Source organism: Reyranella aquatilis (assembly GCF_020880995.1).
Lineage (GTDB): Bacteria > Pseudomonadota > Alphaproteobacteria > Reyranellales > Reyranellaceae > Reyranella > Reyranella aquatilis.
On record NZ_JAJISD010000001.1, the window covers coordinates 1,126,008 to 1,147,791 of the forward strand.

A 21,784-nucleotide genomic window follows, 5' to 3' on the forward strand; every position below is an offset into this window, starting at 1 on the left:
CACTCCAGTGGCGCTCATGATCTTTGCTACACACCGAGAAAGAGCGCCACTGGAGTGGCGCGCTCCCGGCAACCATCCTTCACGAAACTTAGGCCTTCACCTTCGGCCGCACGATCTTGATCGTCGAGGTGGAGTGGACGATCAGGCGGCCCTTCTCGTCCTTGAGTTCGCCATCGAGGAAGCCGACCGTCCCGCCCCAGCGCATCACGCGACCCTCGGCATAGACGATGCCCGGTCCCATCGCCTCGAAGAAGCTGATCTTGAGTTCGAGCGTCGGCACGGCGACGCCGAGCTTGCCCTTGACGATGGCGGCGTTGGCCATGGCCGTATCGACCATGCCCGTGAGGAAGCCGCCCTGGCAGACGCGTCCCTGCGAGTGGCAGAAGGCCGGCACGACCTCGAAGCGGAAGCGCGCATAGCCGCGCGTCGAGTCGATGTCGAGCAGCTCGCCGTTCAGCGTCTTCAACGCCTCGGGCGGGTTTGCGCGCAGGATCTCCAGGATCTCCGAATCGTGGACGAAATCCTTGGGGACGTGATGGAAGTCGGGATGGGCTGAACTCATGGCCGGCGGACTATACCGAACGCACCGGCGCCCGCACCTTCCGCCTTGGACCGATCCGGGCTCATGTTTCGGCCGTCGAAAGTACCAGCGGCGACTGCGGCCTACGTGCGGTACAACGCCTGCCCCACTACGGCCCAAACGAATTGCCGAAGGAAATGAGCTTCAAGGTCCACATCGCCTCCGCCGGCCGCACGATCGATGTGCCGCCGCGCACAACCATCCTGGACGCCGCGCTCGACGCCGGCATCGCCTTTCCGTTCGGCTGCCAGTCCGGCAACTGCGGCGCCTGCAAATCGCGCCTCGTGAAGGGCGAGGTGACGATGCGGGGCTATTCGGACTTCGCGCTTTCGGATGACGAGAAGGCGAGCGGCCTGATTCTCGCCTGTCGCGCCGTGCCCGGGGCTGACAGCGAAGTCGCCTGGCTGGAGGAGGACGACCTGATCGTCCATCCGCGCCGCATCCTCGCCGGCAAGGTCGTCGCCCTCGACGATGCCACGCACGACATCAAGCGCATCCGGCTCGCGATCGCCTCGGGCGGTCCCTTCGATTTCTCGGCCGGCCAGTTTGCCTCGGTGACGTTCGAGGGTTGTCCGCCGCGCGACTATTCGATGGCCAACGTGCCGGGCGACCCGGTCCTCGAGTTCCACGTCCGCCGGACCGCGGGCGGCGCGACCAGCGCGCATGTCTGGGAGAGGTTGAAGGTCGGCGATGGCGTGCGCGTGGAGGGCCCGTTCGGCGCGTCCTACCTGCGCGAGAGCCATCGCGGCCCGATCATCGCCGTGGCGGGCGGCTCCGGTATGGCGCCGATCAAGTCGATCGTCGAGCGTGCCCTGCAGAAGGAGTTGCCGCAGCACATCTACTTCTATTTCGGTGTCCGCAGCGAACGAGACCTCTACCTGCACGACTATTTCGCCGCGCTCGCGGCGAAGCACAAGACGCTGCACTTCATGCCCGTCCTCAGCGAAGGCGGTGATTCGCCCCTGCGACAGGGTCTGGTACACGAGGCCGTCGCGCAGGATTTCGACGAGGTCGATGGCTGCAAGGCCTATCTCGCCGGCCCGCCGGTCATGGTCGAGGCCGCGACGCTGATGCTGGAGCAGCGCGGCATGCGCCGCGCCGACATACACGCGGATGCCTTCTATACGGCAGCCGAAATGGCGACTGCCGGGAAGAAGACCGGAGCGGACCTGTGAGCGATCTGCTGCCGGGAAGAGTGGCCATCGTCACCGGCGCGGGCCGGGGCATCGGTCGCGCCATCGCGGAGTCGCTGGTGGCGGAAGGCGCTCGGGTCGTCGTGGCCGACAATGGCACCTCGATCTCGGGCGCCGGCAGCGATCCCGAGGTGGCGCGCGCGGCCGCCCGGGAACTGAACGACAAGGCGGGCGGTACGAGCGCTCTCGCCTTCACCGAGAGCGTCGCCTCGCCCGGCGTGGCCCGCCAGCTGGTCGACCTCGCGGTCAGGACGTTCGGCGGCATCGACATCGTCGTGAACAACGCCGCGATCCGGCGCGATGCCCCTGTATTCGACGCCGATCCGGCCGATTGGGACGCGGTGATCCGCACCAATCTTTCTGCCGCCTTCCATCTGACCAGCACCGCTTCGGGCGTGATGCGCAACCGGGGCAAGGCAGGCCGCATCGTCAACATCGTCTCGTCGGTGGGCCTTTCCGGCGCTCCCGGCCACGCTGCCTATGCCAGCGCCAAGGCAGGCCTGCTCGCGCTGACGCGCGTTACGGCGATGGACCTCGCCGACGAGGAGATCACGGCCAACGCGGTGTTGCCGCTCGCGGGCAGCCAGCCTGCCGACGTCGCCAGCCTGGTGACGGCGCTCTGCCTGCCGGCGGGCGGGCCCATTACCGGCCGGTTGCTGGGCGTGCGCGGTCGCGAGGTCTTCCTGTTCGGGGAGCCGCAGCCGGTCGCAAGCTTCGACGCAGGCGAACCCGGCAGGCTCGTGGGCGACATCGCCGGAAGACTCGGCGGTCAGGTTGCCTCCCCGTTCGTCTTTTGAAGGAGAGGCCCCCGATGAGTTCCTACGCCGCGCCACCCCGCACCGTCGGTCGACTGAAGCGCCCGTTCGGAAATCTCTACTACGAGATCTCGGGCAGCGGGCCGGCCCTGCTCTTCGCTCATGGCCTGGGCGGCAATCACCTGAGCTGGTGGCAGCAGGTGGCGCACTTCGCGCCCCACTACACCTGCGTCGCCTTCGCTCATCGGGGCTTTGCGCCGTCCGATCCGGTGCCATCGGGCGTCGATCCCGCGGACTATGCCGGCGACCTCACGGCCCTGATCGATCATCTCGGATTTGCCGACGTCCGCCTCGTCGCGCAGTCGATGGGCGGCTGGACCATGCTGGAATACGCGCTCGCGCATCAGGATCGCGTGAAGGCGCTGGTGATGAGTTCGACCTCCGGCACCATCGACCGGCGCGGTGCCGATCCGTCGGGCGGCAGTGCCTACGATGCCTGGCTGGCGAAAGCCGAGGCGGCGATCGGAGACGGCGTGGCGCGCGGCATCCACCCCGCGATGGGCGAGCGCGCGGCCAGGCGCTTTCCCGACCTGCATCTTCTCTATCGCAGCATCGACGAGATGGCGGGGGCGCTCGACAAGGAGAAGCTGCGCGCCGGCCTGCGCCGCACCGCGACGCGCACCCTGGCCGAGTTCAAGACGTTCCGCGTGCCGACGCTTCTGATCGCGGGCGGCGAAGACGTCGTCTTCCCGCCCTTCCTGGCAAGCGCCATCGCGGCAAGCCTGCCCTGCGGCGAAGCCGAGACCCTTCCCGATGCCGGCCACTCGCCCTATTTCGAGCAGGCCGCTAGATTCAATACGCTGGTCGACGCGTTCCTCGCGCGACAGCGCCAGGAGGTTTAATTGTCCCAGGACAATCCGCGTATCGCCGTTCTCGGCTTCGCCATCGAGTGCAACCGGTTCTCGCCGGTGACGACGGCGGAGGATTTCGAACACGATGTCGACATCCGCGGCAATCGCATCGTGAGCGAGGCCCGCTCGGGCAAATCGATCACCATGCCGGATCTGCCGGGCTTCTTCGACGAGATGGATCGCACCGGCAACTGGACGCCGGTTCCCCTGCGGGTCTCGCTGGCCCAGCCCGGCGGCCCGGTCGAGGAGCAGTTCTTCAAGGCCTATCTCGCCGAGATCGAGGCCGGCCTGAAGTCGGTGCTGCCGGTCGATGCGATCTTCGTCTCCTGCCACGGCGCGGCGCTCGCCCAGGGCACCGACGATCCCGATGGCGACCTGTTCGAGATCCTGCGCCGCGTCGCGGGCCCCGACGTGCCCATCGTGTCGGTGTTCGACCTGCACGCCAACGTCTCGCGCCGCATGATCGACAATCTCAGCGTCTTCGTGGGCTATCTCGAGAACCCGCACGTCGACATCTACGAGCGCGGCGTCGAGGCGGCCACGCACATGCGCGAGCTGCTGGCGGGCACGCGCACGGCGATCGAGATGGTGAAGCTGCCGCTGGTCCCGCCGCAGATTTCGCTGCTGACGGCAAAGGGCCCCTACGCGGACCTCATCCGCTACGGCCAGACCAAGGTGGGTGGCGACATCCTCAACGTCTCCGTGATGGCGGGCTTCGCCTACAGCGACAGCCCCAAGAACGGTCTGACCGCCGTCGTCACGGCGCGCAACGGCAACCGCAAGGCCGCCGCCAACCTCGCCCTCGACATCGCCCAACGGGCCTGGGGCATGCGGGAACGCTTCAAGCGCGAGATGATGACCCTGGCCGACGCCGTGCAACTCGCCGGTTCGGTCGGCCGCGACAAGCGGCGCAAGCCCATCATCCTGGCCGACGTCGCCGACAATCCCGGTGGTGGCGGTCGCGGCAACACGACCTACCTGCTGCGCGCCCTCAAGGGCGCCAAGGTCCAGGGCGTCATCTTCGGTGTCTTCAACGACGCCGCGCTTGCCGCGAAGGCGCACGCGCTGGGCGAAGGCGCGATCTTCAACGCCTCCTTCAACACGCAGGAGCACCAGGAGTTCTCCCTGCCGTTCGACTGCGAGGCCAAGGTCGTGAAACTGTCGGACGGTCAGTATGTCGGCCGGCGCGGGGTCCTCCGCAACGTTTCTGCCGACATGGGTCCCTCGGCCCTGCTCGATCTCGGCGGCATTCTCGTCGTGGTCATCAGTATCCGCTGCCAGTGCATGGACCCGCGCCAGTTCGAGATGTTCGGCCTGGACATCGCACAGGCGCGAACCGTCGTCGTGAAGAGCCGCGGCCATTTCCGCGGCGGCTTCGACGAGTTCTTCAAGCCGGAACAGATCTACGAAGTGGATTGCCCGGGCCTGACCTCGCCGGTGCTGGCGAACTTCACCTGGACCAAGTTGCCGAGACCCGTCTACCCGCTCGACGAAGAAACGACCTGGAACCCACCCGCCATCGGCTAAGGAGATCGCAATGCTGCGTCGTGCCCTGTTTGCCGCCATCGCACTGGTCGCGGCAGCGCCTGCCTCCGCGCAACCGAGCAAGACCCTGAAGGCGGTCATGCACTCGGACCTCAAGATCATCGATCCCGTCTGGACGACCGCCTACATCGTCCGCAACCACGGCTACCTGATCTACGACACCCTGTTTGCCTTCGATGCCAAGCTCGAGCCGCGGCCGCAGATGGTCGAGAGCTGGACCGTCAGCGACGACCAGCTGACCTGGACGTTCAAGCTGCGGGAAGGCCTGAAGTGGCATGACGGCCAGCCGGTCACGACGGCGGACGTTCTGCCCTCGATCAAGCGATTCACCGACAAGGACACGCTGGGCGGGCTGCTGGGAAAGCAGACGCAGGAGATGAAGGCGATCGACGACCGGACCTTCCAGATCGTCCTGAAGCAGCCCTACGGCATGATGCTGAAGACGCTTGCGAAACCATCGTCCGTACCGCTTTTCATCATGCCCAAACGGGTCGCCGAGACGCCGGTCTCGCAGCAGATCTCCGACACGACGGGCTCGGGGCCGTTCATCTTCAAGAAGGACGAATGGAAGCCCGGCGAGAAGGTCGTCTATCTGCGCAATCCCGACTACAGGCCGCGCGCCGAACCGCCGTCGGGTCTTGCCGGCGGCAAGGTCGCCAAGGTCGACCGGGTCGAATGGGTTTCCATCCCCGACACCCAGACCGCGATCAATGCCCTGCAGCAGGGCGAGATCGACATGATCGAGCAGCCCTCGCACGACCTGCTGCCGGTCATCGAGAAGGACAAGAACGTCGAGATCATCATCCCCGACCAGCTCGGATCGACCTACATCCTGCGCTTCAACTGGAAGCAACCGCCGTTCAACGACGTGCGCTACCGGCGCGCCGCGATGATCGCGTTCAACCAGAAGGACTTCCTGCAGGCCGTCATCGGTGATCCGCGCTACTACAAGATCTGCAAGGCGATGTTCAGCTGCGGCGGGCCGCTGGAGAATTCGGCCGGCACGGACGGCATCCTGGAATCGCGTTTCGAGGAATCGAGGAAGATCCTGAAGGAGGCCGGCTACGACGGCACGCCGATCGTGCTGCTGCAATCGACCGACCTGGCCGTGCTCACCAACCTCGCGCCGGTCGCCAAGACGCTGCTGGAGCGCGGCGGCTTCAAGGTCGACATGCAGTCGATGGACTGGCAGACGCTGGTCGCCCGGCGCGCCAAGAAGGATCCGGTCGCGCAGGGCGGATGGAACATCGCCATGACCGCGGCCGCCGCGGTGCTGCTGATCGACCCGGTCAACAACCACTATGCCGAGGCAAGCGGCGATCGCGCCCAGTTCGGCTGGCCGCTCGACGAGGAAATCGAGCGGCTGCGCGTGGCCTTCGTCGGCGAAGGCGACCCGAAGAAGCAGTTGCAGATCGCGGAGCAGGTCCAGAAGCGCATCCTCGAGCAGGGCGTCACCGTCCCGCTCGGCCAGTTCCTTCAGCCGATGGCGCGGCGCAAGGGCGTGACGGGCAACATCGAATCGCCCATCACCGTCTTCTGGAACGTCGAGAAGAAGTAAACAGTCCTACCGGTCGGGCAGCGGGATGAACTCGGGATCCCCTGCCACCATGGCGAAGCGCTTCTCGCGCCAGTCCTCCTTGGCCTTCTCGATCCGCTCCTTGCTGGAGGAGACGAAGTTCCACCAGATGTGGCGCGGACCGTCGATCGTCGCGCCACCCAGCAGCATGGCCTTGGCGCCGTCCGGCCCGGCCAGCGCTTCCACCGTCTGGCCGGGCGCCAGCACCGCGAGGTCGCCCACGCCAAGCTGGCTCTCGCCCACGACGATCATGCCTTCGGCGACATAGATTGCCCGCTCCTCGTGGTCGGGCGTTACGGCCAGGGCGGCGCCGGCCGTCATCTCCACACCGACATAGAAGATCGGCGAGAAGTGGCTGGTGGGCGCGGTCCGGCCCGCATAGGTGCCGACGATCAGGCGCAGGTCAGCGCCGCCTTCGCTCCACGCCGGCAGACGCGCCTTCTCGACATGCTCGAAGGCCGGGGCGGTCTCCTCATGGGTCTTCGGAAGCGCCACCCAGGTCTGGACGCCATGCATCCGGAAGCCGGTGGCGCGCATCTCCGGTTCCGTCCGCTCGCTGTGGACGATGCCGCTGCCGGCGGTCATCCAGTTGACGTCGCCCGGCCGGATCGCCTGGGAATAGCCCAGGCTGTCGCGATGGTAGATTCCGCCGTCGAAGAGGTAGGTCACCGTCGCCAGGCCGATATGCGGATGGGGCCGCACCTCCATACCGCCGCCGGGCGGCACGTCCATGGGACCGAAATGGTCGAGGAAGATGAAGGGTCCGACCGTGCGGCGCTTGACGCTGGGCAGCACGCGGCGGACGGCGAAGCCTCCCCCCAGATCATGAGCCCGCCCCTGGACCAGTAGCTCGATCGGATCGGCCATCATCGCTCTCCCTCTACGCCAACGCCGCAACACCATCGGCGAACCCGATGGGCTCCGCCGCGCGCCCCATACTGCAGGCGCTTCGGGCGGGGCGGAAGCGTTGCGCCGATCAATCTGTTGCCCGCCCGGTCGGCGCCCGCCCCGTGCACTCTTCGCAAATGCAGCAAATCCGGCAGGTTGCCCACTGTGACTTTTCACGGTCGATTTTCAGAAAATGAAGAAAATATAACAATCACAACATGTTAAGGGGTTTTCACGGGTGTTGCATTTTTGCAACTTTTTGTTGGACTTGTGGATACTCCGTGGCCACAGTGGCGCGCAAGCGGGGCACGCGAGGGGCATCGACCGGGGGAGGTCGATGAATCGCCAGTAGCCTCAAATGTAAATCAGTAGCGTTCAATGAACGGAGAGGCCGACTGATGACGTCCAACATGACGCGTCCCAAACGCGCCTATTGCTGGCGAACCGTCCGCACCCTCGTGGCAGCGACCTTTGCGATCTCATCGATGTTCTGCGCCGCCGGCGCCATGGCGCAGGTGAAAGCCCCGCCGAAGAACCAGCTCAAGAAGCCGGCCGCCCGGGCCGCCGCTCCGTCTTCGTCGGCACCGAGCGAAGATGTTCAGGCCTTTTCGATCGCGGCCGACAGCTCGGTCGTCCAGCAGCTCATCCTGCTGCGCGTCGACCCCACCGATGCCCAGGCCGCCGCCGATGCCGTCAGCAAGGCGCTGAGCCAGCCCGAGGTCAAGGCCGCAAGCTCCGGCCGCGCCGTGCTCGCCCCCCAGGGCACCGGCCAGCCCAAGCGCCTCGTCTCCCTCCAGCTCTATTCGAACAAGTCCCTCGCGGTCGACCTCGCCCGCGGCGCCGATGGCTCTTTCGGCTTCAAGCTCGCGCCCGGCGCGACCGAGGACGACGACGAGCGCGTCTCCAGCCTGCCCGGGTCGGCTCCGACGTCCGGTGCCGGTGCGCGCTCCGTGGTCGCCGACTCGGTCAAGACCGTGAAGACAAGCAGCGCCACCCTGGCCTCCAGCCTCGCCCCGACAGGCGCCAACCCGGCCGCCCTGAAGGAACTCACCCAGGCCCTCGCCGGCTTCTCGACCGCCGCCGCGAAGATCGACGTCGTTCAGGGCCGCACCGTGGACGGGACGCCCCGCGTCCTCGTCGCCAGCTTGGGCGACGGCGCCGCCAAGCAGTCGTTCTGGTGGTTCGCGCCTCCCAACCAGCCCGAAGGCTGGTTCGACGATCAGGGCCGTCGCCTCGGCGGCACGGCGCTGGCCAATCCGCGTCCGGACGCCCGCATGTCCTCTCCGTTCGGCACCCGCCATTACTACGGCCGCAAGAGCAGCAATGCCTTCCACAACGGCATCGATTTCGAGGGCAAGACCGGGGAGCCGATCTACGCGGCGGCCGACGGGGTCATCAACCACCAGGGCTGGTACTTCAACTACGGCCGCACGGTGAAGATCGGGCACGCGGATAATTTCGAGACCCTCTACGCCCACATGTCGCGCTTCGCCGACGGCGTCGGGCCGGGCACGCGCGTCCGCAAGGGCGACCTGATCGGCTATGTCGGGTCGACCGGCCGCTCGACAGGGGCCCATCTGCACTTTTCCGTGATCGTGAACGGCCAGTTCGTCGATCCCGCGCCCTACATTTCCGACAAGGGCGGCCACAATGCGCTCACCGGCGAGCAGCTCGTCTCCTACCGGCAGTGGCAGCAGGAGATTAAGCGCGCGGCCGACCGCGGCCGCAGCGGCGGCGAGAACCGCTATCCCGGGCTGCAGGGCGCCGAGCCGTGGTCTTCCAACCCCTTCTCGTCCCGCGCCGCCGACCGCCTCTAAGGTGCCATAGTCCGGCGCGCGGCGCCGTTGCGCGCCTTCAGTTGTTCGCCTAGGAATTGCGCCATCGATCCCGAACGGCTGCACTCAGCAGCCGACGGGACGGCAGAGGCAACCACGAGGGAAGTCATATGTTCAAGAAAGTCATGGCCGGCATCTTCGCCGCCGGTCTGGTCGGCGCCGCCGGCACGGCGTACGCGGGCAAGGATCTCGATGCCATCAAGGCGCGCGGCCAGCTGCTGTGCGGCGTCAGCACCGGTGTCGCGGGCTTCGCATCGGCCGACAGCCAGGGCAAGTGGACGGGCATCGACGTCGATGTCTGCCGCGCCGTCGCCGCCGCCATCTTCGGCGATGCCGACAAGGTCAAGTTCATCCCGACCACCGCCCAGCAGCGCTTCACCGCGCTCCAGTCGGGCGAGGTCGACCTGCTGGTCCGCACCACCACCTACACGCTGACCCGCGACACCGCGCTCGGCTTCGATTTCACCGGCATCAACTACTACGATGGCCAGGGCTTCATGGTGAACAAGAAGCTCGGCGTGAAGAGCGCCAAGGAGCTGAACGGCGCCACGGTCTGCGTCCAGCCGGGTACCACCACCGAGCTCAACCTGGCCGACTACTTCCGCGCCAACAAGATGACCTTCAAGCCGGTCGTCATCGAGAAGATCGAGGAAGTCCGCGCCGCCTTCTTCGCCGGCCGCTGCGACGTGTTCACGACCGACGCCTCGGGCCTCTACGCCACCCGCGCCGCGAACGCCCCGACGCCGGACGACTACATCATCCTGCCGGAGATCATCTCCAAGGAGCCGCTGGGACCGGTCGTGCGCCATGGCGACAACCAGTTCGCCGACATCGTGCGCTGGGCCTTCTTCGCGATGCTCGAGGCCGAAGAGTACGGCATCACCTCGAAGAACGTCGACGAGATGCTGAAGAGCGACAATCCCGCCATCAAGCGCATCCTCGGCGTCACGCCGGGCATGGGCAAGGCCCTCGGGGTCGACGAGAAGTGGGTCTACAACATCATCAAGCAGGTCGGTAACTACGGCGAGGTCTTCGACCGCAACGTCGGCGCCGGCTCGCCGCTCAAGATCGCCCGCGGCCAGAACGCGCTGTGGACCCAGGGCGGCCTGCAGTACGCTCCGCCGATCCGCTAGGGATCCGCGCAGGACGAGGTCAACCGCCGCCCGCAAGGGCGGCGGTTTTCGTTTGGGCGTTGCAAACCCGTGTGGGATGCGGAACTGTGGGATCGGGGAAGTGTCGGGGGACACTATGCTGAAAATCGTACTAACGATAATCGCCGGCGTATCAGCTTTCGTGACAACGGCTGCAACTGCCGGTCCCGTACTGGATGCCGTCAGGGCCCGGGGACAACTCAACTGCGGTGTTCATCCCGGAATCGTCGGCTTCATGCATGCCGACAGCCAGGGCGCCTGGCGAGGGCTTTCGATCGACATGTGCCGCGCGACGGCTGCCGCGCTGTTCGGGGACGCGAGCAAGGTCAAGTACATTCCCCTCGACGCCGCCAAGCGCTTTCCGGCTCTCGATGCCGGCGAGGTCGACCTCCTCGCCTCCAATTCGACCATGACGCTGAGCCGCGACGCCGGCGCCGATTTCGCGGCCATCTACTACTATGACGGCCAGGGGTTCATGCTGCCCCGCAAGCTGGGCAAGCGGGTCGTGGGCGATCTCAACGGGTCCACGATCTGCATCCAGCCGGGCACCACGACCGAAGCCAACGTCGCGGATTTCTTCCGGCAGAACAAGATGACGTACAAGCCGGTCCTGATCGAGAGTGTCGACGAACTGCGCACCGCCTTCTTTGCCGGCCGCTGCGACGTCCTCACCGCGGACCTGTCCAACCTCTATGCCACCCGCGCCGCCTACGCGCCCAATCCCTCCGACTACGCGATCCTGCCGCGCGCCATCACCAAGGAGCCGCTCGGCCTCGCCGTGCGGCATGGCGACCACCAGTTCGCCGACATCGTCCGCTGGTCCGTCTACGCGATGATCGAGGCGGAGGAATACGGCATCACGTCCCGGAACGTCGACGAGGCGGTGAAGATCGACAATCCCGTCCTCAAGCGCATTCTCGGGGTCACGCCCGGAATGGGCAAGGCGCTCGGGGTCGACGAGAAGTGGGCCTACAACATCGTGAAACAGGTCGGGAACTACGGCGAGAGCTACGAGCGGAATCTGGGAGCCAACACCGTGCTCAAGATCCCGCGCGGCCTCAATAACCCATGGCGTGACGGCGGCATGCTGTACGCCCCGCCGATCCGCTGATCCCTCACCGTTTTGGCCTGCGGCTTGCAAGCCTCACGAAGAAGGCGGCATTGTGGTGACCAAGAACGACAGGGAGGTGAAATGCGAAACAGGTTCGTGGCGGCGGCGGCCGGTCTGGCCGCGGCGTTCTTCGGAGTCGCCGGAACGGCACACGCGGGCAAGGATCTCGATGCCGTCAGGTCCCGCGGAACCCTGAACTGCGGGGTCGGCATCGGCACCGCAGGGTTCATGCTGGCCGACAGCCAGGGCAAGTGGAAGGGTCTTTCGGTGGACGTCTGCCGCGCCGTCGCGGCCGCGATCTTCGGCGATTCGGAGAAGGTCCGGTACGTCCCGCTCACCTCACAGCAGCGTTTCACGGCCGTCCAGTCGAGCGAAGTCGACATCGTGATGGGCAATGCCACCTACACGCTGACCCGCGACACCGCGCTCGGCCTCGATTTCACCGGCGTCTACTACTACGATGGACAGGGTTTCCTCGTGCCGAAGAAGCTCGGCGTGAAAAGCGCCAAGGAGCTGAACGGCGCCACGGTCTGCGTCGCCCCCGGCACCACCACCGAACTCAACCTCGCCGACTATTTCCGCGCCAACAAGATGACCTTCAAGCCGGTCGTCATCGAGAAGGTCGACGAGATCCGCTCGGCCTTCTTCTCGGGCCGCTGCGACGTCTACACGACGGACGCGTCCAGCCTGGCCGCGACGCGGGCGGCCAACGTGCCGCCGCCGCAGACCTTCGACGACTACGTGATCCTGCCGGAGATCATCTCCAAGGAGCCGCTGGGACCGGTCGTGCGCCACGGCGACAATCAATTTGCCGACATCGTGCGCTGGTCGCTCTACGCCATGCTCGAGGCTGAGGAGTACGGCATCACCTCGAAAAATGTCGACGAGATGCTGAAGAGCGACAACCCCGCCATCAAGCGCATCCTCGGCGTCACGCCGGGCATGGGCAAGGCGCTCGGCGTCGATGAGAAGTGGGTCTACAACATCGTCAAGCAGGTCGGGAACTACGGCGAGAGCTTCGACCGCAACGTCGGCATGGGCTCGCCCCTGAAGATCCCGCGCGGCCAGAACGCGCTGTGGACCCAAGGGGGTCTCCAGTACGCGCCGCCAATCCGTTGATGGGAAGGCGGGCACACCGCCCGGGGTGGGGTTTGTCCGGTTGCACCGGGACAATTCCCACCTACACTGGGGGCAATATCGGGCAGTCAACGCCCGCGCGGAAAAACCGCATCGGGCAGGGGGAATAGCGTATGGCAGTCGAGTCTCTCGGCTCTGCGCCACGGGTGAAAGTGGCTCCATGGAACGACCCGGTCATCCGCGGCTGGGTGTTCCAGATCGTCGTGGTCGGACTTGTCGGGTTTCTCGCCTGGTATCTGGTCAGCAACACGATCGACAATCTCCAGCGTCAGAAGATCGCGAGCGGCTTCCACTACCTGGAGCGTGAAGCCGGGTTCGAGATCGGCGACACCATGATCGAGTATTCGCCGGCGAGTACGTACGCGCGCGCGATCTGGGTCGGCATCCTCAACACGCTGCGCGTCGCCGTCCTCGGCATCATCCTCAGCACCCTTCTGGGCACGATCATCGGCGTGGGCCGGCTCTCGCCCAACTGGCTGCTCAGCCGCATCTGCAGCTGGTACGTCGAGGCCTTCCGCAACGTGCCGCTCCTCCTGTGGCTGTTCCTTTTCTACAAGCTGATCAGCGAGGCCTTTCCCGGCCCCCGTCAGGCGATCTCCCTGATGTGGAACAGCGTCTTCCTCAGCAATCGCGGCGTCTATTTCCCGGTGCCGATGGCCGACCCCATCCACAAGTGGATGGGCCTGGCGTTCCTGGTCGGAATCGCCGGCGCCTGGTTGGTGGCCCGCTGGGCCAGGAAGCGGCAGGAAGCCACGGGACAGCCCTTCCCGGTCATCTCCGCGAGCCTCGGCATCATGGTCGGCCTGCCCGCCCTTGTCTGGCTGGCCGGCGGCGCGCCGCACCACATGAGCTGGCCGGAACTGAAGGGCTTCAACTTCGCCGGCGGCACCGTGATCCAGCCGGAGTTCACCGCACTTCTGGTGGGCCTCGTGCTCTACACCTCTGCGTTCGTCGCTGAGATCGTGCGCTCCGGCATCCTGGCCCTGCACAAGGGCCAGAGCGAGGCGGCGGCGGCGCTCGGCCTGTCGCGCGGTCAGGCGATGCGACTGGTGCTGCTGCCCCAGGCGCTGCGGGTCATCGTCCCGCCGATGACCAGCCAGTATCTCAACATCACCAAGAACAGTTCGCTCGCCATCGCGATCGGCTATCCGGATCTGGTCGCCTCGATCAACGTGACGATCAACCAGACCGGCCAGGCGATCGAGAACATCCTGATCATCATGGCTGCCTATCTCTCGGTCAGCCTTTCGATCTCGGCGTTCATGAACTGGTACAACAAACGCATCGCCCTGACGGAGCGCTGAGCATGACCGACGCCATGCCTGCCGGCGACCGCAAGCCGCTCGCCCCTCCCGTCGAAGACACCGGCATGATCGGGTGGGCTCGCAAGAACCTGTTCTCGAGCTGGGGCAACGGGATCACGACGATCGTGCTGATCGTAGCCGTCGTCTGGGTGCTGAACGGGTTCCTCGAATGGGCCCTGTTCACGGCCAACTTCACGGCCTCTACCGGCAGCGAATGCCGCGGGGGCGGCGCCTGCTGGGCGCTCATCCGCGAGAAGTTCCGCTATATCTTCTTCGGCTCCTTCCCCTACGAGCAGCACTGGCGGCCGCTCTTCGCCGTCATCGCCATGCTGGCCATGCTGGTACTGAGCGCCGACCGCCGCATGTGGAACTGGCGCCTTCTCGTGATCTGGGGCATCGGCTCGTTCGTCACCTTCCTGCTGATGTTCGGCCAGATCCACATCCCGCTGAGCCTGATCCTGTTCGTGGCGCTGGTCTGCGGCGGTGCCGGCCTCGCGCTGCGCAGCGCGCTCGCGACGCCGTCCGAGCGCATGGCCTACTACGCGCTGATCGGCATCGGCGCGGTGGGCCTCGTCCTGCGCATCCTGGGCGTCCTGCCCAAGTGGAGCATCGGCATCGCGCCGCTCAGCTACGTCGAGACCAGCCTGTGGGGCGGTCTGCCGGTGACGCTGATCCTCGCCACCTATGGCCTCGCCTTCGCCTTCCCCTACGGTGTCCTGCTCGCGCTGGGACGGCGCTCCAACCTGCCCCTGATCAAGGGTCTCTGCGTGGGGTTCATCGAGCTGATCCGCGGCGTTCCGTTGATCAGCCTGCTGATCATGGCCTCGGTGATGCTGCCGCTGTTCCTGCCGTCGGGCACGACCATCGACAAGTTCCTGCGCGCCCAGGTCGCCGTCATCCTGTTCGCGGGTGCCTACATCGCAGAGGTCATTCGCGGCGGCCTGCAGTCCCTGCCCAAGGGCCAGTTCGAGGCCGCCGACGCGATGGGCCTCAACTATCCGCAGAAGACGCTGCTGATCATCCTGCCACAGGCCCTGCGGGTGGTGATCCCGCCGCTGATCAACACCTTCATCGGCTTCTTCAAGGACACGTCGCTGGTGCTGATCATCGGCATCTTCGACTTCCTCAACACCGCCAACCAGGCGCTGGTCGATCCAAACTGGGCGGGCTTTCCAGGCGAGGTCTACCTGTTCGCCGCCTTCGTCTACTTCATCTTCTGTTACTCGATGTCGCGGTACAGCAAGTATCTCGAGGTCGAACTCAACAAGGGTACGCGCCGCTAGGCGCCGTCAGGGAGCAATTCATGGCCGCAACCGCCCGCGATCTCTCGAAAGCCGAGTCGGTCATCCAGCTGAAGGGCGTCAACAAATGGTACGGGCAGTTCCACGTACTGTCCGACATCAATCTCGACGTGAAGGAAGGCGAGAAGATCGTCATCTGCGGCCCTTCCGGTTCGGGCAAGTCGACGCTGATCCGCTGCATCAACCGGCTGGAGGAACATCAGCGCGGCGACATCGTGGTGCACGGCGTCACGCTGTCCAACGACGTGAAGAACATCGAGGCGATCCGCCGTGAAGTCGGCATGGTCTTCCAGTCGTTCAACCTGTTTCCGCACCTCACGATCCTCGACAACCTCACCCTGGCGCCGATCTGGGTGAAGAAGATGCCGAAGAAGGAGGCCGAGGAGATCGCCATGAGCCTCCTGACCCGGGTGCGTATCCCGGAGCAGGCGCTGAAGTATCCCGGTCAGCTCTCGGGCGGCCAGCAGCAGCGCGTGGCGATCGCCCGTGCGCTCTGCATGCGGCCCAAGATCATGCTGTTCGATGAGCCGACCTCTGCCCTCGATCCCGAGATGGTCAAGGAAGTCCTCGACGTCATGATCGAACTGGCCCGCGAGGGCATGACCATGCTTTGCGTGACCCACGAGATGGGTTTCGCCCGGGCCGTGGCCGACCGCGTGATCTTCATGGATCGCGGCGAGATCGTGGAACAGAACGAGCCGGAGGAGTTCTTCGCCAATCCGAAGAACGAACGGACCAAGCTCTTCCTCGGCCAGATCCTCCATAACCACTGAAGACGCCGCGGAGCCGCCTTGGCTCCGCCGCGATCTCCGCCTAGAAGGCCGGGCATGAGGATACTCGTCACCGGCGGCGCGGGCTTCATCGGCTCGGCGGTCGTGCGCCACATCATCCGCGACACCGACTGGACCGTCGCCAATGTCGACAAGCTCACCTATGCCGGCAATCTCGAATCGCTGGCCGAGGCCCGCACCAGCAACCGGCACCGCCATTTCAAGGTCGACATCTGCGATCGCGGCGCGATCGACGCGGTGCTGGCCGACGTCCGGCCCGAGGCCGTCCTGCACCTGGCCGCCGAAAGCCACGTCGACCGGTCGATCGACGGCGCCGCCCCCTTCATCGAGACCAACGTCGTCGGCACCTATACCCTGCTGGAGGCCGTCCTCGCCTACTGGCGCACGCTCGACGAGAGCACGCGGGCGCGCTTCCGGTTCCAGCACATCTCGACCGACGAGGTCTTCGGCTCCCTGGGTTCGACCGGGCGCTTCACGGAGACGACCCCCTACGCGCCCAACTCGCCCTATTCCGCCAGCAAGGCGGCCTCGGACCATCTCGTCCGCGCCTGGCACCACACCTACGGATTGCCGACCCTTGCCACCAACTGCTCGAACAATTACGGCCCCTATCATTTTCCCGAGAAGCTGATCCCGCTGATCATCATCCGCGCGCTGCGCGGCGAGAGCCTGCCCGTCTACGGCAAGGGCGAGAACGTGCGGGACTGGCTTCACGTCGAGGATCATGCCGAGGCCCTCACCCTGGTGCTGCGCAAGGGGCGTCCAGGCGAGACCTACAATGTCGGCGGCGACAGCGAGCGCCGGAACATCGACGTCGTGCTCGGCATCTGCCGCCTGCTCGACGAGATGGTGCCGGACAGCCCACATCGCCCGCACGAATCCCTGATCGGGTTCGTGACCGACCGGCCCGGCCATGACGCACGCTACGCCATCGACGCGAGCAAGATATCGAGCGAACTGGGCTGGCGCCCCCGGCACGACTTCGAGAGCGGCCTGCGCGATACGGTGCGCTGGTTCCTGGACAATCGCGCCTGGTGGGAACGGGTGATGAGCGGCGCCTACCGGGGCGAGCGGCTGGGCCTGGGCTGAGCCGATCGTAGCGCGGCAGCCGCGCCGCGCCGCGCCGGAGCCTCAGGCCAGCGCCTGCCTGACAATCGAGCAGACTTCGTCGACCGCCTCCAGCGGCATGTGCGGCCCCATGGGCAGGCTGAGCACGGTGTCAGCCAGCTTTTCGGCAAGAGGATAGCTGCCCTTCCCCTGCTTGAGGTCGGCATAGGCGTCCTGGAGATGCGGTGGGATCGGATAGTGGATCAGCGACCCGATCCCGGCGTTCTCGAGCGCCTTGACCAGGTCTGCACGGCGAGCCGTGCGGACGACATACAAGTGCCAGACCGGCTCCGCCCATTGAGGAACGTTGGGCAATGCGAGGCTCGGGATATCGGCCAGTCTGTCGTCGTAGCGTGCCGCAATGATCCGACGGCGGTCGTTCCACTCATCGAGCCTGGGCAACTTGGCGCGCAGGAACGCCGCCTGCAATTCATCGAGCCGAGAATTGAAGCCCCGCTCCAGGTTCACGTACTTCACGCGACTGCCATAGTTCCGGAGCACCCGCAGACGTTCGGCCAACGCCGCGTCGTCCGTCGTGACCGCACCGCCGTCTCCGAAGGCGCCGATGTTCTTGCTGGGAAAGAAGCTGTGGGCGCCGGCATCACCGAGCGAGCCGGTGCGTCGCCCGCGTACCCGCGCGCCCTGCGCCTGCGCCACGTCCTCGATCACCTTCAGCCCATGCTTGGCCGCGAGCGCCATGATCGCATCCATGTCGGCCGGCTGGCCGTACAGGTGAACCGGCATGATCGCCCGCGTCCGGGACGTCACCGCGGCAGCGATCCTGTCGGGATCGATGTTGGGCCCGCCGGGCGTCGGCTCGACCGGCACGACCCGGGCGCCCACCGCGGTCACCGCGAGCCAGGTCGCGATGTAGGTGTTGGACGGCACGATGACCTCATCGCCGGCGCCGAGGTCCCAGGCCCGCAGCACGAGTTCCAGCGCCTCGAGGCCGTTGCCCAGTCCGATGCAATGCTTCGTGCCGCAATAGGCGGCGTACTCCGCCTCGAAGGCCTCGACCTCCCTACCAAGCACGAACCATCCCGATTCCATCACGCGCGCATAGGCGGCATCGAGTTCGGGCTTGAGCTCCGCATAGACCGACTTCATGTCCAGGAACGGGATCATGCGCCCCTCGCCGCTTCGCGCTTGAAGGCCTCGTAGTCCCGCAGGTACTCGCCCTCGTCGTAGAGGGTAGAGGCAACCACCAGGATGGCGGTCTGCGGCGCGAAGTCCGTCAGTTCATGCCAGACCATCGGGCCGATGTGCAGCGCCCGCCCCGGATCGTCGAGCGACACCGTCTCGCTGACGCTGCCGTCGTCCAGGAGCACCCGGCAGGAACCGTTCATCACCAGTGTGACGAGGTGCGACTCACGGTGCCCATGGCGTCCGCGCCACTGACCGGGAGCGATGCCGTGCAGCCAGAACAGTCGGCGCGGCGCGAAGCCGAGTTCCTGATCGAACTCCAGGAAGTTGATGCTGCCGCGTGTGTCGCTCTTTCCGGGAACGGAAAGCCAGCGGCAATGACGGGTCTTGAGCGAAGGAAGGGTCATGGGCGGGCGGCAGCCTATCTCAGCGCTTCATCGTTTGCAGCTTGCGCCATTGCATGTAGACAACCCCGCTCAGGGCAACCAGCCCGCCGACGATCTGGTAGACGTTGGGCATGAAGCCATACGCCATTGACCACAATACGGCGAAAAACGGCACCAGATTGACCCAGAGCGACGCAATTGCGACACCGAGCCGGCTGGCACCGATGTTCCAGAAATAGGCGCCCATCGCGCTGGCGAACACGGCGATGAGCAGGAGCTGCGTCCAGATCCAGGCGTCGGCCACCGCGAAGGGCGACCGCGCCCAGCCGATGACCACCAGGGCCAGGCTGAGCGGAACCATCCACCCCAGCGCTGACAGGGACGCGACATAGGCGCGGTGGAGCTGGCTGGCCCGGTCGAACCAGGCCTGCGCCTTGAGGCTGTAGAGGGTCCACAGGGCGTTGGAGAGCAGAACCACGATCTCGCCGCCGCCGAGCGTGAGCGCGCCCCGGCCGAACAGGCTGCCGGCCGCGAGTATGGCCCCACCAGACAGGGTGAGCGCCAGCGCCACGCCGAACCCCGGATCGAAGCGCATGCCGGTTACGAGGCGCACCGTCACCGCCGCCACCAGCGGGCCCGCCACCTGGACCGCCGCCGCCGATATCGGATTGCTGAAGCGGATGCCGATCGTGAAGATCACGAAGAAGCCGCTCATCATCAGGCCGATCAGCAGGAAGCGCTTCAGGCCGACGTCGATCCTCAGGCTGCCGGCCCCTTCGACCAGGACGAGGACCATCGCCAGCGTGGCCACGGCCGCCAGAGTGCGCACGGCCAGCATCGGCACGACGTCGAAGTGCTGGAGCATGACCTTGGAGACGGGCACGTTCGCGCCCCAGCTCAGCCCCACGAACACCATGGCGGCGAAGGCGCCCAGCATGCGGTTCCGGTCACGGCCGGCAATCTGGGTCATCGCCGCGCCGCGCGCGTCTGGCGGATCTGATGCTGGGCGATACCCGCCAGCACGACGAAGCCGCCCGCGACCTGCATCCAGCTCGGCTCGCGCCCCATCAGGGCCGCGAGGCCGATGGCGAACACCGGCGCGGAATTGGCGAACAGCGAGGCCACGGGCACGCCGACCAGCGACACGCCGGTATTCCAGAGGAGCACGGCGACAGCCACCCCCAGCACACCGATCCAGGCCACCATGCCCCACTCGACCGGCGTCGGCGGGCGTGTCGGCCAGACCAGGCCGCCCAGCGCCCAGACGACTGCGCAGACCAGACCGAGAAGCACGCTTGCGACCGTCGAGGTGAGCGCCGACAACGCGATCTGGCCGCGATCGGAAAGCCACTGCTGGGCCCGGATCGAATACCAGCTCCAGCAGAGCTGGGCGATCACCAGCAGCCCCTCCCCGCCCTGGAGACCGAACGAGCCCGGCGCCCGGCCCGGCGTGCCCAGGACCACGACGATGCCGCCTGCGACCACCAGCACCAGCGTGAAGAGAAAGCCGGACGGCGTGGTTGATCCCAGCATCACGCGCGACAGCAGCGTCGCCCAGATCGGCCCGCACATCAGGACGATCGCCGAGGTCGCCGGATGGGCATGCGCGACGCCGAACGTGTAGAGCACCGAGAAAGCCGTCATGGCCGTCCCGAGTCTCAGCAGCCGCCCCCACTGCAGCGGGCGAGGAGGCGCCGCTGGCCGCTTGCTGAGCAGCACGGCCAGCCAAAGGACCGGCAGGCCCAGGATGTAGCGCGACCAGGACAGCAGCCAGTTGTCGTAGTGCTCGGCCAGGGCCGCCAGCACCGGGATCATCGACCCCCAGATGAGGGCCGCCAGCAGCAGCACGAGGGAGGCGCGGCGCAGCGCACCGACGGAAGGAGACACCGACCGCGCCGCTCAGCCCGGAGAGCGACGGCGGACAACCTCGTAACCGACCCGGCAATCGCCGTAGACGTCGGGCTTCTCGGTCGAGACCCGGGCCTCGACGACCTGCGGCTGGGCGAGGCAAAGGTCGAGGATGGCCTCGACCAGCGTTTCCTGGAGGTTGAAGTGCCGGCTGCCGGCAAGCGCTACGACGCCGTCGTGGATGATGTCGTAGTTCAGCACGTTGGCGATGCTGTCGTCGGCTGCGCGCTCGGGCTCCGCCAGCAGCAGATCGACGTTGATGACGACCGCCTGCGGCTTGGCCAGTTCGAAATCGTAGATGCCGATCGAGACCTGCAGGCGCAGGTCGCGGATGAAGATCCGTCGCTGGGAGGTGGTGGCCATGGTCACTTCTTCTTTTTCTTGTCGAAGGCGATGTCGCGGGGGCGACCGGTCAGGTGCTCGCCGCTATCGACGATCAGCGTATCGCCCGTGTAGCTCGGCGTCGCCACGATGAAGCGGAGCGCGCGGACGAGATCGTCCGTCGTCACGCCGACGCCCAGCGGGTTCGCGGCATGCTGCTCGGCAAAGCGTGCGTCGGTCTGGCTACCGCTGCGCAGGGTCAATCCGGGCGCGATGCCGGCCACCCGCAGCCGCGGCGCGAAGGACTGCGCCAGCAGGGTCGTCAGCCCCTGGAGGCCGACCTTCGAAAGGGTATAGGTCAGGAAGTCGGGGTTGAGATTGAACAGCTTCTGGTCGAGCACGTTCACGATCAAACCGGTCTCGCCGGCGGGAAGCTGCCGCGCCAGCGCCTGGGCGAGCAGCAGCGGCGCCCGCAGGTTGATCGCCATGTGCAGGTCGAAATCGGCCGCCGTCGCGGTCGGCGCCCGGTCCAGCTTGAAGAGCGAGGCGCTGTTGACCAGGCAGGTGAGAGCCACGCCGGGTGCCCTGCACTTGCCGATCAGCGCCTCGGTCTGCTTCACCGAGGCAAGATCGGCCTTCACCGCCGCCGCCTTGCCGCCGGCCTTTCGGATGGCGGCCACGGTCTCCCGCGCCCCGGCAGCCGAGTCCTTGTGGTGCACGAAGACGAAAAAGCCGTCGGCCGCCAGCGCCATGGCCAGCGCGCGGCCGATCCGTACCCCCGCCCCCGTGACCAACGCGCCTTTCATGCTGCGACACCCGCCCTTGGTGACTGAAAGAGTGG

Annotated in this window: 21 protein-coding genes; 13 read left to right on the plus strand and 8 right to left on the minus strand. The window is 66.4% G+C overall.

Translation table 11 applies throughout. The annotated features are described in order from the left end of the window. Window positions 1-88 precede the first annotated feature (88 nt). Window positions 89-562 carry a PaaI family thioesterase gene (locus LJ725_RS05485; RefSeq protein WP_230549600.1) on the minus strand — a complete coding sequence of 158 codons (474 nt, stop codon included), beginning with the start codon at window positions 560-562 and terminating at the stop codon, window positions 89-91. Window positions 563-717: 155 nt separating this feature from the next. On the opposite strand from LJ725_RS05485, the gene LJ725_RS05490 reads away from it, so the two are divergent. Genes LJ725_RS05490 through LJ725_RS05510 form a run of 5 tightly spaced genes read left to right on the plus strand, consistent with a single transcriptional unit; the run spans window position 718 to window position 6,542 of the window. Further along, window positions 718-1,755, plus strand: a complete 1,038-nt coding sequence (locus LJ725_RS05490) for a 2Fe-2S iron-sulfur cluster-binding protein (protein ID WP_230549601.1) — start codon at window positions 718-720, stop codon at window positions 1,753-1,755. Next, window positions 1,752-2,570, plus strand: a complete 819-nt coding sequence (locus LJ725_RS05495) for an SDR family NAD(P)-dependent oxidoreductase (protein ID WP_230549602.1) — start codon at window positions 1,752-1,754, stop codon at window positions 2,568-2,570. The genes LJ725_RS05490 and LJ725_RS05495 overlap by 4 nt, the downstream gene beginning before the upstream one ends. 14 nt (window positions 2,571-2,584) lie before the next feature. Continuing rightward, complete coding sequence (locus LJ725_RS05500) at window positions 2,585-3,430, plus strand: alpha/beta fold hydrolase (RefSeq protein ID WP_230549603.1); 846 nt, start codon at window positions 2,585-2,587, stop codon at window positions 3,428-3,430. After that, window positions 3,431-4,966: a M81 family metallopeptidase gene (locus tag LJ725_RS05505; protein WP_230549604.1), complete on the plus strand. Its 1,536-nt coding sequence runs from the start codon at window positions 3,431-3,433 to the stop codon at window positions 4,964-4,966. It begins immediately after the preceding gene. 10 nt (window positions 4,967-4,976) lie between these two features. After that, window positions 4,977-6,542 carry an ABC transporter substrate-binding protein gene (locus LJ725_RS05510; RefSeq protein WP_230549605.1) on the plus strand — a complete coding sequence of 522 codons (1,566 nt, stop codon included), beginning with the start codon at window positions 4,977-4,979 and terminating at the stop codon, window positions 6,540-6,542. 6 nt (window positions 6,543-6,548) lie between these two features. Here LJ725_RS05510 and LJ725_RS05515 read toward each other — a convergent pair whose 3' ends face one another. Continuing rightward, a complete protein-coding gene (locus LJ725_RS05515; RefSeq protein ID WP_230549606.1) occupies window positions 6,549-7,427 on the minus strand; it encodes a pirin family protein in 879 nt (292 codons plus the stop codon). A 431-nt stretch (window positions 7,428-7,858) separates the two neighbouring features. On the opposite strand from LJ725_RS05515, the gene LJ725_RS05520 reads away from it, so the two are divergent. The 8 genes from LJ725_RS05520 (at window position 7,859) to rfbB (ending at window position 17,167) form a co-directional block, all read left to right on the plus strand. Beyond that, complete coding sequence (locus LJ725_RS05520; RefSeq protein WP_230549607.1) at window positions 7,859-9,265, plus strand: M23 family metallopeptidase; 1,407 nt, start codon at window positions 7,859-7,861, stop codon at window positions 9,263-9,265. 128 nt (window positions 9,266-9,393) lie between these two features. After that, window positions 9,394-10,416, plus strand: coding sequence for an amino acid ABC transporter substrate-binding protein (locus LJ725_RS05525; protein WP_230549608.1), 1,023 nt, complete (start codon window positions 9,394-9,396; stop codon window positions 10,414-10,416). 115 nt (window positions 10,417-10,531) lie between these two features. Next, complete coding sequence (locus LJ725_RS05530) at window positions 10,532-11,545, plus strand: amino acid ABC transporter substrate-binding protein (protein ID WP_268990391.1); 1,014 nt, start codon at window positions 10,532-10,534, stop codon at window positions 11,543-11,545. 81 nt (window positions 11,546-11,626) lie between these two features. Then, window positions 11,627-12,664, plus strand: coding sequence for an amino acid ABC transporter substrate-binding protein (locus LJ725_RS05535; RefSeq protein ID WP_230549610.1), 1,038 nt, complete (start codon window positions 11,627-11,629; stop codon window positions 12,662-12,664). 131 nt (window positions 12,665-12,795) lie between these two features. Next, window positions 12,796-13,986 (plus strand): amino acid ABC transporter permease, encoded by a 1,191-nt coding sequence (locus tag LJ725_RS05540; RefSeq protein WP_230549611.1) that lies wholly within the window; start codon window positions 12,796-12,798, stop codon window positions 13,984-13,986. Window positions 13,987-13,988: 2 nt separating this feature from the next. Further along, entirely contained in the window at window positions 13,989-15,269 is a 1,281-nt protein-coding gene (locus tag LJ725_RS05545) for an amino acid ABC transporter permease (protein ID WP_230549612.1), read from the plus strand. A gap of 20 nt (window positions 15,270-15,289) precedes the next feature. Then, the gene (locus tag LJ725_RS05550; protein WP_230549613.1) at window positions 15,290-16,060 is read left to right on the plus strand and encodes an amino acid ABC transporter ATP-binding protein; all 771 of its coding nucleotides are present in this window, start codon (window positions 15,290-15,292) and stop codon (window positions 16,058-16,060) included. 54 nt (window positions 16,061-16,114) lie between these two features. Then, window positions 16,115-17,167, plus strand: coding sequence for a dTDP-glucose 4,6-dehydratase (rfbB, locus tag LJ725_RS05555; protein WP_230549614.1), 1,053 nt, complete (start codon window positions 16,115-16,117; stop codon window positions 17,165-17,167). Window positions 17,168-17,209: 42 nt separating this feature from the next. On the opposite strand, the gene LJ725_RS05560 is transcribed toward rfbB, so the two are convergent. Genes LJ725_RS05560 through LJ725_RS05585 form a run of 6 tightly spaced genes read right to left on the minus strand, consistent with a single transcriptional unit; the run spans window position 17,210 to window position 21,749 of the window. After that, window positions 17,210-18,310: a DegT/DnrJ/EryC1/StrS family aminotransferase gene (locus LJ725_RS05560; protein WP_230549615.1), complete on the minus strand. Its 1,101-nt coding sequence runs from the start codon at window positions 18,308-18,310 to the stop codon at window positions 17,210-17,212. Next, window positions 18,307-18,735: a sugar 3,4-ketoisomerase gene (locus LJ725_RS05565; RefSeq protein ID WP_230549616.1), complete on the minus strand. Its 429-nt coding sequence runs from the start codon at window positions 18,733-18,735 to the stop codon at window positions 18,307-18,309. Before LJ725_RS05565 ends, LJ725_RS05560 begins: the two co-directional genes overlap by 4 nt. A gap of 19 nt (window positions 18,736-18,754) precedes the next feature. Next, a complete protein-coding gene (locus LJ725_RS05570) occupies window positions 18,755-19,684 on the minus strand; it encodes a DMT family transporter (protein ID WP_230549617.1) in 930 nt (309 codons plus the stop codon). After that, window positions 19,681-20,601: a DMT family transporter gene (locus tag LJ725_RS05575; RefSeq protein WP_230549618.1), complete on the minus strand. Its 921-nt coding sequence runs from the start codon at window positions 20,599-20,601 to the stop codon at window positions 19,681-19,683. Before LJ725_RS05575 ends, LJ725_RS05570 begins: the two co-directional genes overlap by 4 nt. A gap of 12 nt (window positions 20,602-20,613) precedes the next feature. Next, window positions 20,614-20,985 carry a dihydroneopterin aldolase gene (locus LJ725_RS05580; protein WP_230549619.1) on the minus strand — a complete coding sequence of 124 codons (372 nt, stop codon included), beginning with the start codon at window positions 20,983-20,985 and terminating at the stop codon, window positions 20,614-20,616. A 2-nt stretch (window positions 20,986-20,987) separates the two neighbouring features. After that, window positions 20,988-21,749: an SDR family oxidoreductase gene (locus tag LJ725_RS05585; protein WP_230549620.1), complete on the minus strand. Its 762-nt coding sequence runs from the start codon at window positions 21,747-21,749 to the stop codon at window positions 20,988-20,990. Window positions 21,750-21,784: the final 35 nt, after the last annotated feature.